The sequence below is a fragment of the Stutzerimonas stutzeri genome, from assembly GCF_024448955.1.
Classification (GTDB): Bacteria; Pseudomonadota; Gammaproteobacteria; order Pseudomonadales; family Pseudomonadaceae; genus Stutzerimonas; species Stutzerimonas stutzeri_AQ.
The window spans coordinates 194,184-207,494 of record NZ_JAMOIH010000004.1 but is presented as its reverse complement, the minus strand read 5'-3'; the positions used below and the strand labels follow the sequence as shown (position 1 = coordinate 207,494).

At 60.8% G+C, this 13,311-nt stretch carries 11 protein-coding genes; 3 read left to right on the top strand and 8 right to left on the bottom strand.

Annotation, left to right across the window (positions count from 1 at the left end):
- Nucleotides 1–903, top strand: coding sequence for a CAP domain-containing protein (locus NA645_RS05985; protein ID WP_256047994.1), 903 nt, complete (start codon nt 1–3; stop codon nt 901–903).
- A 12-nt stretch (nt 904–915) separates the two neighbouring features.
- Here NA645_RS05985 and NA645_RS05980 read toward each other — a convergent pair whose 3' ends face one another.
- Complete coding sequence (locus NA645_RS05980; RefSeq protein ID WP_131648104.1) at nt 916–1,287, bottom strand: STAS/SEC14 domain-containing protein; 372 nt, start codon at nt 1,285–1,287, stop codon at nt 916–918.
- Nucleotides 1,288–1,575: 288 nt separating this feature from the next.
- On the opposite strand from NA645_RS05980, the gene NA645_RS05975 reads away from it, so the two are divergent.
- Entirely contained in the window at nt 1,576–3,183 is a 1,608-nt protein-coding gene (locus NA645_RS05975; protein WP_256047993.1) for a methyl-accepting chemotaxis protein, read from the top strand.
- A 131-nt stretch (nt 3,184–3,314) separates the two neighbouring features.
- On the opposite strand, the gene NA645_RS05970 is transcribed toward NA645_RS05975, so the two are convergent.
- The 6 genes from NA645_RS05970 to NA645_RS05945 form a co-directional block, all read right to left on the bottom strand.
- A complete protein-coding gene (locus tag NA645_RS05970) occupies nt 3,315–3,596 on the bottom strand; it encodes a peptidylprolyl isomerase (RefSeq protein WP_256047992.1) in 282 nt (93 codons plus the stop codon).
- A 70-nt stretch (nt 3,597–3,666) separates the two neighbouring features.
- Nucleotides 3,667–5,202: a glycerol-3-phosphate dehydrogenase gene (gene glpD, locus NA645_RS05965; protein ID WP_256047991.1), complete on the bottom strand. Its 1,536-nt coding sequence runs from the start codon at nt 5,200–5,202 to the stop codon at nt 3,667–3,669.
- Nucleotides 5,203–6,003: 801 nt separating this feature from the next.
- On the bottom strand, nt 6,004–6,762 hold the full coding sequence (locus NA645_RS05960) for a DeoR/GlpR family transcriptional regulator (protein WP_256047990.1): 759 nt from the start codon (nt 6,760–6,762) through the stop codon (nt 6,004–6,006).
- Between the two features lie 142 nt (nt 6,763–6,904).
- Entirely contained in the window at nt 6,905–8,416 is a 1,512-nt protein-coding gene (gene glpK, locus NA645_RS05955) for a glycerol kinase GlpK (RefSeq protein ID WP_256047989.1), read from the bottom strand.
- A 12-nt stretch (nt 8,417–8,428) separates the two neighbouring features.
- Entirely contained in the window at nt 8,429–9,307 is an 879-nt protein-coding gene (locus NA645_RS05950) for an MIP/aquaporin family protein (RefSeq protein WP_256047988.1), read from the bottom strand.
- Nucleotides 9,308–9,770: 463 nt separating this feature from the next.
- Nucleotides 9,771–10,196 (bottom strand): DUF1810 domain-containing protein, encoded by a 426-nt coding sequence (locus NA645_RS05945; RefSeq protein WP_256047987.1) that lies wholly within the window; start codon nt 10,194–10,196, stop codon nt 9,771–9,773.
- A 171-nt stretch (nt 10,197–10,367) separates the two neighbouring features.
- On the opposite strand from NA645_RS05945, the gene NA645_RS05940 reads away from it, so the two are divergent.
- Complete coding sequence (locus NA645_RS05940; RefSeq protein ID WP_256047985.1) at nt 10,368–10,682, top strand: hypothetical protein; 315 nt, start codon at nt 10,368–10,370, stop codon at nt 10,680–10,682.
- 78 nt (nt 10,683–10,760) lie between these two features.
- Here the strand turns inward: NA645_RS05940 and NA645_RS05935 are convergent, their stop codons facing one another.
- Nucleotides 10,761–13,247: a helicase-related protein gene (locus NA645_RS05935; protein WP_256048093.1), complete on the bottom strand. Its 2,487-nt coding sequence runs from the start codon at nt 13,245–13,247 to the stop codon at nt 10,761–10,763.
- Nucleotides 13,248–13,311 lie beyond the last annotated feature (64 nt).

Genomic DNA, 13,311 nt, shown 5'->3' with positions numbered 1-13,311 from the left:
ATGACAGCTTTCAGATCGCCATCGATAGCCTCGACGCGAACGGATCGAGCGCTGATCCATGTGTTGCGGGCAGGCCCATTGCTGCTGCTCACTGCGCTGTTCGCGGGCGGGATCAGCGCCGATGAACCGGAAGACCTGATTGGCTTGATCAACGCTTTCCGCGATACCGATCAGGCATGCGACGGTGCCAAAGGCGCCGCGGTAGGGCCGCTTGCGCCCGCTGATGCCTTGGCCGTGGCCCCAACGACCAGCGGGGCGCAGCTGCAACGTACATTGCAAGCGTCCGGCTATCGTCCGGCGAAACTGCAAGCGGTCTCGATATCCGGTCCTGCGAGCGCGAAGGCTGCCATGGATGCGCTCAGGCAACGCTATTGCGGCGCGCTGCGTAGCGAAGAGTTCGCGGAAATCGGTGTCTCCAGGCAGGGGAGTACCTGGCAGGTGCTACTTGCCAAGCCTTTGCTATCGCCGGATCTAGGCGACTGGCAGGAGGTCGGGAAGAAGATTCTGAAACAGGTCAACGAAGCCCGCGCGCAAGCGCGAACCTGTGGCAGCCAGACATTCGGGGCGGTGCCGGCATTGCGCTGGAATGATCGGCTGGCCGAGGCTGCGCTGGCCCACAGCCGCGACATGGCCAATCAGGACTTCTTCAGCCATCGGGCGCCGAATGGCAGCCAGGTCAGCGATCGAGCCAACCGCGCCGGCTACGCATGGAGCCGGGTCGGTGAAAACATCGCGGCAGGCCAGGGCTCGGTGGAGCAGGCCGTGGCCGGTTGGCTGGCCAGCCCCGGGCACTGCCGCAACATCATGCGGGCGGACTTCACCGAGATGGGCGCCGCGTATGCGACGAATCCGGACAGCGCTGCCATCAGTTACTGGACCCAAGTCTTCGGCATGCCGCGTTGAGATACCGGCAGGCTATTGCAGGCCCTCGAGCCAGTTATGCGCTTCAGTGCTCTGGTGCGCATCGAATGCCTTGATCGTCAGGCCAGGGATCAGCGCACCTTCGATCTCGCTGGCCTTGCGTACCCACTCTCTGGAACTGACCACGGCACAGCGGTCGAAACGGCGGATGAAGCGAAAAAGCTGCGGAATCCGTGACAGCTCGACTCCAACAGCGCCCAGCGTCGGCATGTCGAAGTCGCCGATGCGATAGAGCATCTGACCATGGGTGATGCCTTCTGATTTGCGCATCAGCTCATCGAGCGCGAAGCGCATTTCATTGCTGTCGAGCTTGCCGGAAAAATCGACGTCGATGCGTTTGTCGCCTATGCGCGTTACGTGGAACATCACATCGCTCCTTTTGCGGTGGAGGTAGCTTTTCTGAGCATAGCGCGTGGCTGTGTGCGTCTACGGGAAGCCGCAAAAAATCGATGATTCATTGATGTGAATCAATGCCATCGTGAAGCTTTTATGGGTGAGGCTTTAAATGCATAAACCCGCTCTAAATCAATGCTTTCAGCGGTGATCAACGGTGTAAAGAACGTTTCCCTCGGGCCGATAGAGGCGGCAACTGCGCCACTGCCCAAAGAAGTATCGACGGCAGCGGTGCTTCTTTCGGCCTACAGGACGACTCGCATGACTAGCACCTTGGCGAACGCCATTCAGACCCTCTTACGCGGCATGGGACTACGTACCATCAATCTTCAGTTCTTCTTTTCCTACTGCCTGATATTTCTCTGCGCCGCAGTGACGGCTGGCGTGCTGTTTTTCTCCAGCAAGGACGCCGCTCAGCTCGACATGGCCGGTGCCCAGCGGATGCTGAGCCAGAAGATGGTCAAGGAGGCATTGCTGGCCGCGCAGGGCATCGGTAGCGCGGGCGATATGGAAGAGACTGTGCGGCAATTCGAAGCGTCCCATCGTTTGCTGTTGCAGGGCGACCCCGCGAGAGGGATCGCCCCGGTCGAGGTGGCTACCGCAAAGCAGCACCTGCAGCGGGTCGACCAGATATGGCAGCGCTTTCGTCCGGCTGTGGTTGCGCTCGCTGCCGGGGCGACAAGTAATACCACTGTCGATCTCATTGCCATTGCGGCCGATGCCAAGGCGATTCTCGCCGAGACCAACGAAGTGGTGACCTTGATCGCCGATGACGCCAACCGCAGCGCGGCACGTCAATTGTGGGTCGCGATGGCTTCGACCCTTTTCATCCTGCTATTGGTGGTCCTGGGGCGTATCGCCGGCATGAACTGGCTGATGTTGCAGATCGACGAGTTGCGCGGGCGGCTGGAGAAAGTCAGCCAGGGCGACTTCTCCTCGCCGATCCAGGTGCGTTACGCCGAGGATGAAATGGGCAAAATCACCACCGCCTATAACCGCTTGCTGGGCCAGGTGGGCGAGATGATTCGCGGGGTACGCCAAGCCGCTGACGAGGCGGACGGTCAGTGTACCCGGATGGCCAGCCTGGCCAGCGATAGCGCTCGCAATGTTGAGGGCCAGCAAGCGGAGATCGATCAGGTCGCCACTGCCATGAACGAAATGCTCGCGACCTCTCAGGAAGTGGCGCGCAGCACCGTAGAAGCCGCCAGCGCAGCTGATCTGGCCGAGCATGAAACCAGCAACGGCAGTGCCGTGATGAGTGAGTCCGTCGATGCCATCCGTGCGCTCGGCAGTCACGTCGACAGCTTGTCCGGCGTGATGCAGCAACTGGTCCTGGATAGCAATGAGATCGGCAAGGTGTTGGGCGTCATCAGCAGCATCGCCGAGCAAACCAACCTGCTGGCACTGAACGCCGCCATCGAAGCGGCCCGTGCCGGTGAGCAGGGTCGCGGCTTCGCGGTGGTCGCTGATGAGGTGCGCAGCCTTGCCAGTCGCACGCAGACGTCGGCGAAGGAGGTTGGGGTGCTGGTCGAGCGGCTGCAGAGCCAGGCCGCTCGCGCCGGCCAAGCCATGGATGCGTCGCGTCAGAGCAGCAGCGATACGCTTTCGCGAATCGAAGCCACGCAACATGCGCTGAGCCAGATCGTCGGCGCGGTGCAGACCATACGCGGCATGACCAACCAGATCGCCACCGCGGCCGAAGAACAGTCGCAAGTTGCCGAAGAGATGAATTGTTCGCTGACACGCATCGCCCAGGTCGCGGATCAGGCCGCAACGGTCACTCAGGACACGGCGAATTCCGGCACGACGATCATGCAGAGCATGAATGGTTTGAAGAAACTGACTGGACGCTTCCGGCTGGAAGCCTGACGCTTGCGGCGCCATCGGCACGTCGCCGGCAGGCAGATCGATTGACAGCGCGTCGCTGGAAGGTTGGAAAACTGCAAGATCGGAAAACGTTAAGCGAGGGAGCCCCCGCACCGTAGCGCGGGGGCACAGGATCAATCCTGACGGCTGGTGACTTCCAGCAGGTGGTAGCCGAACTGGGTCTTCACCGGGCCCTGCACTTCATTGAGCGGGGCGCTGAATACCACGGTGTCGAATTCCTTGACCATTTGGCCGGGGCCGAACGAGCCCAGATCGCCGCCCTGACGGCTGGATGGGCAGGTGGAATTGTCCTTGGCAACCTGGGCGAAATCGGCGCCGCCTTCGATGGCAGCTTTCAGTTCGTTGCACTTGTCTTCGGTGGGAACCAGGATGTGGCGGGCAGTGGCTCGGGCCATGGGGTGTTACTCCGTCTTGAGAAGTGGCTGAGCCTACCGCAATTGACGGTGATTCGAAATGCGGCGACCGTCAGGCCGCATCCACGTCCGCTGCTTTCGCCAGCGCGGGCCGGGTGTCCAGGTAGTGCTGCAATCGGGCGAGTTCCTCAGCCGTGAACGACAGGCCGAGCTTGGTGCGGCGCCAGAGAATATCGTCCGCGCAGGTCGCCCATTCCTGCTGGTGCAGATATTCGACTTCCAATGCGTAGAGATCCTGGCCCAGCCGTTCACCCAGTTCGGTAACTGAACGGGCCTCGCCAAGCATTTTCCAGACGCGGCCGCCATATAGATTCGCCCATCGCCGGGCCAAATCGAAGTCGATGCCTTCGACCTTGGCGACCAGCTCCTCGGCCAGCGTTTGCGGTGAATTCATGCCTTCGCCGCCGGGAAGGCTGGCCTTCGCGGTCCAGCGCTCGCCCATCTGCGGGAAGAACGGCGCAAGATGTTCCATCGCCGACTCGGCCAGTTTGCGGTAAGTGGTGAGCTTGCCGCCGAACACCGAAAGCAGCGGCGCCTGCTTCTGCTCGGCTTCCAGCGACAGGGTGTAATCGCGGGTAACGACCGAGGGGTTATCGGACTCGTCGTCGCACAGCGGGCGCACGCCGGCGAAGGTATGCAGAATGTCCTTGGGTTCCAACTGCTTGCGGAAGTGCGCATTGGCCACGCCCAGCAGATAGCCGATCTCTTCTTCGCTGATACTGACCGTGGCCGGATCGCCGTGATACTCGCGATCCGTGGTGCCGATCATGGTGTAGCGGCCCATATAAGGGATGGCGAACACGATGCGCCGATCCTCGTTCTGCATGATGTACGCCTGCTCGCCTTCGTACAGCTTGGGCACGATGACGTGGCTGCCCTGGATCAGGCGGATGCCGTAAGGCGAGCGCTGTTGTAGGTTTTCACCGATGAATTGCGCGACCCAAGGCCCCGCCGCGTTGACCAGCGCCTTGGCGCGCAGAGCGAACCGAGTGCCATCCTCGCGTTGCAACTCGACATGCCAGATGCCACCGGCACGTTTGGCGCTCAGGCAGCGGGTACGGGTATGGATGTGCGCACCTTTTTCGCGTGCGGCCATGGCGTTGAGCACCACCAGCCGCGCATCGTCGACCCAGCAATCGGAATATTCGAAACCGCGCTTGATTGCCGGCTTCAGCGGGCTTTCATCGCCGAAGCGCAGGCCGCGCGAGGCGGGCAGCTGTTCCCGCTTGCCGAGGTTGTCATAAAGAAACAGCCCAGCGCGAATCATCCAGGCAGGTCGTAGATGCGGGCGGTGGGGCAGGACGAAACGCATCGGTTTGACGATATGCGGTGCCTTGCGCAGCAGCACCTCGCGCTCGGCCAGCGCTTCACGTACCAGGCGGAATTCGTAGTGTTCGAGATAGCGCAGCCCGCCATGGATCAGCTTGCTGCTTGCCGATGAGGTATGGCTTGCCAGATCGTCGCGTTCGCACAGGAAAACCGACAGGCCGCGCCCAGCCGCATCGGCGGCGATACCCACGCCGTTGATTCCACCACCGATGACGGCAATGTCGTAGAGCTCGGAAACGGGGCAGTGGGTGTCGTTCACGGGTCTCTCCTAAAAAACGAATATCTACTTTCGAATGTGAACATCGTAACGCAGAAGAGTTCTTCTCTCCAGAATTGATGTTCACTTTTTATATCAAAAGAAAATAATCGAATTAAAACGAACTATTTTTGATGCTTCCAGGCTCGTTTGTATGCGGCGAGATTCATGCGTTTCGGGGGTAAGCGAACTTCACTGCTGTAGGAGCGAGCTTGCTCGCGAACCCAGGCCACGCAAACGCTTCGCGAGCAAGCTCGCTCCTACAGGCAGGCCTTCATGCCGTGGCGCTTTCTCCTTAGTTGAATAGCATTACGGGACTGCACCGGGCTATGTGAGATTCGCCGAGTAGTTCGATTCAGCCAGTGATCTCGCCTTTGTAGGAGCGAGCTTGCTCGCGAACCCAGGCCACGCAAACGCTTCGCGAGCAAGCTCGCTCCTACAGGCAAGGCCCTCGTGTCGTGCCGTGGTGCTTTCGTCTTAGCTGAATAGCATTACGGTACTGCACCGGCTATGTGAGATTCGCCGAGTAGTTCGATCAGCCAGTGATTTCGCCTTTGTAGGAGCGAGCTTGCTCGCGAACCCAGGCCTCGCAAACGCTTCGCGAGCAAGCTCGCTCCTACAGGCACGGCCCTCGTGCCGTGCCGTGGCGCTTTCGTCTTAGCTGAATAGCATTACGGGACTGCACCGGGCTATGTGAGATTCGCCGAGTAGTTCGACTCAGCCAGTGATCTCGCTCCTACAGGCAGGCCTGTGGTGCTTCGCCTTGGTGACAGCATGAGCCATGTGAGGCTATCGCTGAATGATTCAGCCAGTGACTTCCAGCTTCACGCTATGTCGGGCCAGCAATTCCAAAAACGCTTCCGGTGGCTGGGCCTCGGTGAACAGCATGTCGATCTGTTCCAGCGAACCGAGGCGGGTCATGGCATTGCGGCCGAACTTGCTTGAATCTGCGGCCAGGAAGACCTTGCGAGCATTGTTGATGATGGCCTGGGAGACGCGGACTTCCTGGTAGTCGAAGTCCAGCAGAGTGCCGTCCTCGTCGATGCCGCTGATGCCGATCAGGGCGAAGTCCACCTTGAACTGGCTGATGAAGTCCGCCGTGGCCTGGCCGACCACGCCGCCGTCGCTGCGCACGTTGCCGCCAGCTATCAGCACGTCGAAGTCTTCCTTGGGGCTGAGGATGCTCGCCACGTGCAAGTTGTTGGTGATGACCTTGAGGTCGCGATGATTGAGCAGGGCGTGAGCAATGGCTTCGGTGGTGGTGCCGATGTTGATGAACAGCGAGGCCTGATCGGGAATATGTGCAGCCATGGCATCAGCGATGCGCCGTTTCTCGTCGCGCATTTGCCGGGCGCGCTGGGTGTAGGCGGTGTTCTGTACGCTGGAGTCGTGAGCCGCACCGCCATGGTAACGGCGCAGTAGGCCGGCTTCGCCGAGCTGATTGATGTCGCGGCGGATGGTCTGCGGCGTCACAGCGAACTGCTGCGCCAGCTCTTCGATGCTGACGTAGCCGCGTTCGCGCACCAGTTCGAGAATGCTCTGCTGTCGTGGGGCCAGACTCATGGAGGCTTCCTTCTTATCGATATGCCGGGAAGCATGCCGCAGTCTGGTCGTTGATTAAAGAATTGTTCGTTTACGAATAGCGGCGCCCGGCGCGGAATCGAATCCGGGCCGAGCGCCACGTCGTTAGCAATGCCGGTATGGGTTATTCCTCTTCCCAGTCCCGAGTACGGCCGACGGCTTTCTTCCAGCCTTTGTAGAGCGTTTCGCGTTGTTCGCTATCGCATGCCGGTTCGAAGATGCGCTCGATGGTGGCCTTGCTGCGCAGCTCGTCGAGGCTGCTCCAGAATCCGGTTGCCAGACCCGCTAGATAAGCCGCGCCGAGGGCGGTGGTCTCCTTCATTTCCGGGCGTTCCACATGAGTGCCGAGAAGGTCGGCCTGGAACTGCATGAGGAAGTTGTTGGCCACCGCGCCGCCGTCAACGCGTAGCGAACGCAGGCGCTCGCCAGCGTCCTGCTGCATCGCGTCGAGTACGTCGCGGGTCTGATAGGCGATGGATTCCAGCGCGGCGCGGATGATGTGGTCGACCTTCACGCCGCGGGTCAGGCCGAACAGTGCGCCACGGGCGCGTGGGTCCCAGTAGGGCGCGCCGAGACCGGTGAACGCCGGCACCAGATAGACGCCGTTGCTGTCCTTGACCTTGGTGGCGAAGTATTCGGAATCCAGCGAATCGTTGATCACCTTCAGCTCGTCGCGCAGCCATTGCACGGTAGAGCCGCCGTTGAAGATGGCGCCTTCGAGTGCGTAATTGACCTCGCCCTTGGGGCCGCAGGCAATGGTGGTGAGCAGGCCGTGCTCGGACTGCACGGCCTTGGTTCCGGTGTTCATCAACAGAAAGCAGCCGGTACCGTAGGTGTTTTTCGCCTGACCCGGTTCGACGCACATCTGGCCGAACAGCGCGGCTTGCTGGTCGCCAGCGATGCCTGCGATGGGAATGCCGGTGCTCTGGCCGGAGCCGAGATAGGCGTGGCCATAGACTTCGGACGACGAGCGTACTTCTGGCAGCATCTCGCGCGGAATATCCAGCGCCTCCAGCATGACCGGGTCCCAGTCCAGCTTGTGGATGTCAAACAGCATGGTGCGCGAGGCGTTGGTGTAATCGGTGACGTGAGCCTTGCCCTGGGTCATCTTCCAGATCAGCCAGCAGTCGACGGTGCCGAACAGCAGCTCGCCACGGCGTGCGCGCTCACGGCTGCCTTCGACGTGATCGAGAATCCACTTGATCTTGGTGCCCGAGAAGTAGGGGTCGATGACCAGGCCGGTGGTCTTGCGGATGTGCTCCTGCATGCCGTCGCGCTTGAGCTGATCGCAGATCGGCGTGCTCTGGCGGCTCTGCCAGACGATGGCATTGTAGATAGGCCGACCGGTTTTCTTATCCCAAACGATGGTGGTTTCGCGCTGGTTAGTAATGCCGATGGCTGCGACTTGCTCATTGGTGATGCCGGCCTGCGCCAATGCCTCGACGAAGACGCCGCTCTGGGTGGCCCAGATCTCCATTGGGTCATGCTCGACCCAGCTCGGCTGCGGGTAGATCTGGGCGAACTCGCGTTGGGCGATGGTGACCACGTTGGCGTTGCGGTCCAGCACGATGGCACGGGAACTGGTGGTGCCCTGGTCGAGGGCGACGATGAATTGCTTGTCGTTCGGGTTGCTCATGGTGTCGATTCCTTAACGAGCTTCTTGGGCGGTGGCATCGTGTTTGCTGTAACGCTTGGCTTCGTGATCTGGCTCAGGTGCAGCACAAGCGCCCGAACCCAGATTCGGGAGATGCTTGCAGATTAGTGCCTTGTAGCCCGCCGCGCCGATGCAGGCGCCCAGCACCGGCGCGATCAGCGGGACCAGGAAGTAGGGGATGTCCCGACCGCCGGTGAACGCCACTTCGCCCCAGCCGGCGGAAAAGGTCATCAGCTTCGGTCCGAAATCCCGCGCCGGGTTCATAGCAAAGCCCGTCAACGGGCCCATCGCGCCGCCGATCACCGCGATCAGCAAACCGATCAGCAGCGGTGCCAGCGGGCCGCGGGGCAGGCCGTTGCCGTCATCGGTCAGCGCCATGATCATCCCGAGCAGGATAGCGGTAATCACCACTTCCACCAGAAAAGCCTGGCCGATCGAAAGCGATGCATGCGGATAGGTGGAGAACACTGACGCGAGTTCCAGGCTGGCGAGGCTACCGCGCGTCATCTGCTGCGCCTGTTCGAAATCGAAAAACAGACTGCTGTAAAGACCGTAAACCAACGCGGCGGCGCAGAACGCGCCTGCCGTCTGGGCGAGGATGAAGGCGGGTACTTTGTTGCGCTCGAAGGTGCCGAACAGCCAGAGCGCGATGGACACGGCGGGGTTCAGGTGAGCGCCCGACACGCCAGCGGCCAGATACACGCCCATGCTGACGCCGATCCCCCAGATAACGCTTATTTCCCAAAGACCTAGATCAGCCCCACCAAGCTTCAGCGCGGCTACGCAGCCGGTGCCGAAGAAGATCAACAGGGCGGTTCCGAGGAATTCGGCAATGCATTGCCCCCGTAGCGTCGGGGTGGACGGGTTACTCATGCGCAGAACCTCTTATGGAGACTGTTGTTTTTATAATCCGAATACTGCGAGGGTTCGGAAATGTTCGGAAGCGAAAACTTAAAGTCAAAAATAGGCGCTGTCAAAGTAAAAACTTGAACATTTCATCGAAAAGGTAGCGAACGGAGCGGTAGATCTGTTGTCGCCATCAGCTGGCGCAGGCCAGGCAGCGGCAAAGTGCGAAGAAGAGTGGAACGTCAACGCCGTGTGGCCTCAGCGCGGCGCAACTCTGATGCACCTCGCATGGTGATCTGCCAAAAGAGTTTTTTCACAGAAAAAAACGCCGGACGCTCAGGCAAACGAACTGTGAGGTACTGGCCGGTGCGCAGAGCGCACCCTAAGGATGGACGAGACCCTTGTAGGGTGCGCTCCGCGCACCAAGGCCCCTCCGGCATAGCGACAGTGCAATCGCCTCTGACAACCACATGCTAGAGCTTGGCAACGCTCAGCGTTGCAGTCTGGCCAGCGTCGCCGGGTCTGCCTCGCCTTTGTAAAAGGTGTTCAGGACTTGCTGATAGATCGTTCGCTCGGGTGCCACGGCGCTGAACAGGGTCATGCTTGAACGTAGCTTCAGGTCATCGGGCGAACCGAGAATCTGCCGCGCCGGACGATCGGTGTGCTGCAGCATCGCCTGCGTGCATTCCTCCAGCCGCGTTCCCAGCAGCGGATGCTGCAGATAGGCGAGCGCCTCGTCTGTGCTGGAAATGGCGTAGCGTCGCGCCATGTCGCTATGGCCGAGCCCGGCGATCTGCGGAAAGACGAACCACATCCAGTGGCTCTGCTTGCGGCCGCTGCGCAGTTCCGCCAGGGCGCGGTCGTAGATGCCGTCTTGAGCGGCGACGAATCGTTTCAGGTCGTAAGTATCGTGCATGGGTGCCTCCGCACGCTGCGTCCATCGTTCATATGAGACAGCCCCGGGCTCGATGATTCGCTCCTTCTGAGGTGCTGTTTACGCGTTGTTTACATGGCGCTGACGCCCCTTGACCGAGCGGCGGTGTTTGATGGCTGTGGGCAACGAGCCCACTCGTTGAAGGAGAAAGCCATGTTCAGTCGCATACTCAAGATCGGTCTGCTTACCGGCTGCCTGGTTACCGCCAATGTCGCTTCAGCGGCCGACCGCAACGTTGTTGTTCCGGTATTGGCCGGTGCGGCAGTTGGGGCGGTATTGGTGGCAGTGCTATCGAACGATTCCGATGACCGTCACAGCCATCGACATTCTCGCCGTTATCAGCACCAGCCGAAGCATCATGTTCATCACCATCGGCATGCGCTCCGTGCGGTGAAGTACCGGCCGAAACGCGTCGAGTACGTCATGGTGCCAGTGGAGCGTCGAGACTGGCGCAGAGGACATCGTTAACAGCCAAAGCAAAGAAGCGGGCACCCTACGGCTCATAAATCATTTGAGCTGATGGGGCGCCCGCCTGGCTGTGGCTCGCTACGTTTTTACCCGCTTTGGAGCGCGCCTTTTGGCGCTTGGCTGGTCTTTGCTCCGCTGTTCCTGAAAGCAGTTCTGACACAAACGAAATTGCCGCTCGGCCATCGGCATCGCCTTGCCGCATTGCTTGCAGTTGCGGGTTTCGCCAGACAGCCGCCGGCGGTCCGAACTGCGTGGCTTGCGCTGGCGCGACAGCTCGCGGGTAATGGCGCCGTTGAGCAGGCTGCGATGCTGTTCGGCCTGTTCCAGCGCCGGGAAGTGCGCCGGCAGTGTTCGCGCCAGATGCAGATAGGTTTCGATGACATGCAGCGAGCTTTCCAAGGTCGCCAGGTCGGCATCGATGATCAGCCGCGGCAGCGGGACTTCCTTGTCCTGCGCAACCTTCTTCAGCCATTGCTGGGCGAAGATGCTGGCGGGACTGTCGAGACCTCCGCGGATCGGCGTGCAGGCGAAGATCCAGCGCAGTGGCAGGTCGATGGTTGGGTCGTCGATCAGCTTGATCCACTCGGCCAACTCGTCCGGCAGCACTGAGATGAACTCATCGCCATAGTTGATGTTGCGATTGAAGGTCAGCCAGGCGCGCAACAGGCTGGGTTCGTCCATCAATTCGGAGATGGCTTGCAGGTGTTCAATGGACGGCCGGACCTGGAATTGCGACAGGTCCACCGGCAGGTCCTCGCTGTGGAACAGGCGCTTGATCGACTGCAAGGTCTGGGCATCGAGCGCGGTGATGAGGCCGCTGTCGTGGTGACCGAAACGCCCGGCGCGCCCACCGATCTGCTTGACCTCCTGCACCTTGAGCTGACGGTTCTGAATGCCGTCGTACTTCTCGTCCGTGTAGAAACACAGCGTGTGCGCCGGCATGTTCAAGCCCATGCCGACGGCATCGGTGGCGACCATGATGTCCGCCTCGCCTTCGCGAAATCGCCGCGCCTGCTCGCGGCGCACTTCCGGTGACAGCGCGCCGTAGACCACCGAGACGCTCTTGCCGGTCATCTCCAGCATCGATTTGAGCTCCAGCACCGTTTTGCGGCTGAAGGCGACCAGCATCGAGCCCTCGTCGAGCTGCTTGAGCGTGGTCGAACGCCGCGCCACTTCGACCGGCGACAGACGCTTGGTGCGCTTGACCACCAGTTCGTCCTCGCACAGGTCGCAAAGCGTTTTCAGCGAGGGTCGGATCAGCTCCGGACCGGTCATGATCAGCTCTGGGGTATAGGCGCTGACCAGCGCATCGACCCAGGCCCAGCCACGCTGCGAGTCGGCCATCATCTGCACTTCGTCGATGACCACCACGTCCCAGGGCTGATGACGGAAACGGGCGAACTCTTCGACCGTGCAGCAGTAATGCGTGGCGCCTTCGCGGATGATTTCCTCTTCGCCGGTGACCAACGAGCAGGGCACGCCCATGGACTCGATACGTTCCTGGTTTTCCAGCGCCATCAGCCTGAGTGGCGACAGATAGATGGCGTGAACGACACCGGTCATCGCCTCGATGGCCTGGTGGGTTTTGCCGCTGTTGGTCGGGCCGAGCAGGGCGGTCCAGGTGCGGGTGATGCGGCGTGCCGCGTAGAGCTTGTGGTAGTGCACGAAGCGCGGGTTGTTCTCCAGTAGCACCGCGAAGGCCATCTTTTCCTTGTGGTCCTGGCGGGCGAAGCGGATGGTTCGGCGAAGTTTCTTCGGCTCCATCATGAACACTTCGGTCAGCCGCTTCTCGCCCAGCAGCTGCAAGTCGAAGTCGCCGGCTTCCTCGATCATTGTCTCGAACTTGGCCAGCAGATCCTGACGATCTTGCGCCTTCAGTTCGGCCACGTCCTGGTCGCTCAATACATGGCCTTGGCCGCCCGGAATGCGCCGCTGTAGGTCCAGCGCGACGTCGCCGTGGCGCAGCTCCACGACATAGCGCAGTTCATGCTTCACCTCGTTGAGGATATCGACGGCCTTGGCGGCAAAGTCATCGAGGCGGGAGAGTCTTACCGGCAGGCGATCCAGGACGCGCATCTTCTGCTCGTCCGTCATGCTGGCGAAGGGGCGCTCCAGCACGTGCAGGCGGTCCCGGACCAGCGCTTCGATGGCGTCGTCCACGTTGGCTTCGAATTCGTCGATGGAGGTGCTGTCAGGGATGCGCAGCGCGAGCTCGGGCTCTAGCAAGTTCTGTACCGGGCCGCAGTCGAGCGTTTTCTCGATGCCGAAGATATCGACGTTGCAGCTGTAGTCGTTCAGATCCCGATTCAGCAACCGGCCAATCAGGCTCTGGGATTCGGCTCCTTCGAGGTTGGCATCGACCGTCGGCTCGTCCAATCCCAACCAGAACAACCGCGCCGCGCGACCGATCTCAGGCGGTTGATGGCCGATATAGGTGCTGAACCACTTTTCCTGATGGTTCTTCTTCGGCACGAAGTCCGGATGACGTTCCGCCGCCCAGCTCAGAAAGCGCTGCAACCGCTCCAGCTTGACGGTATTGCGGTGTTTGACTTCGGCCTTGCGCATGATCGACGCCTCTCTGATCAGTTCAGCTGCCATTATGGACAACCCAATGACAACTTCCGATCAC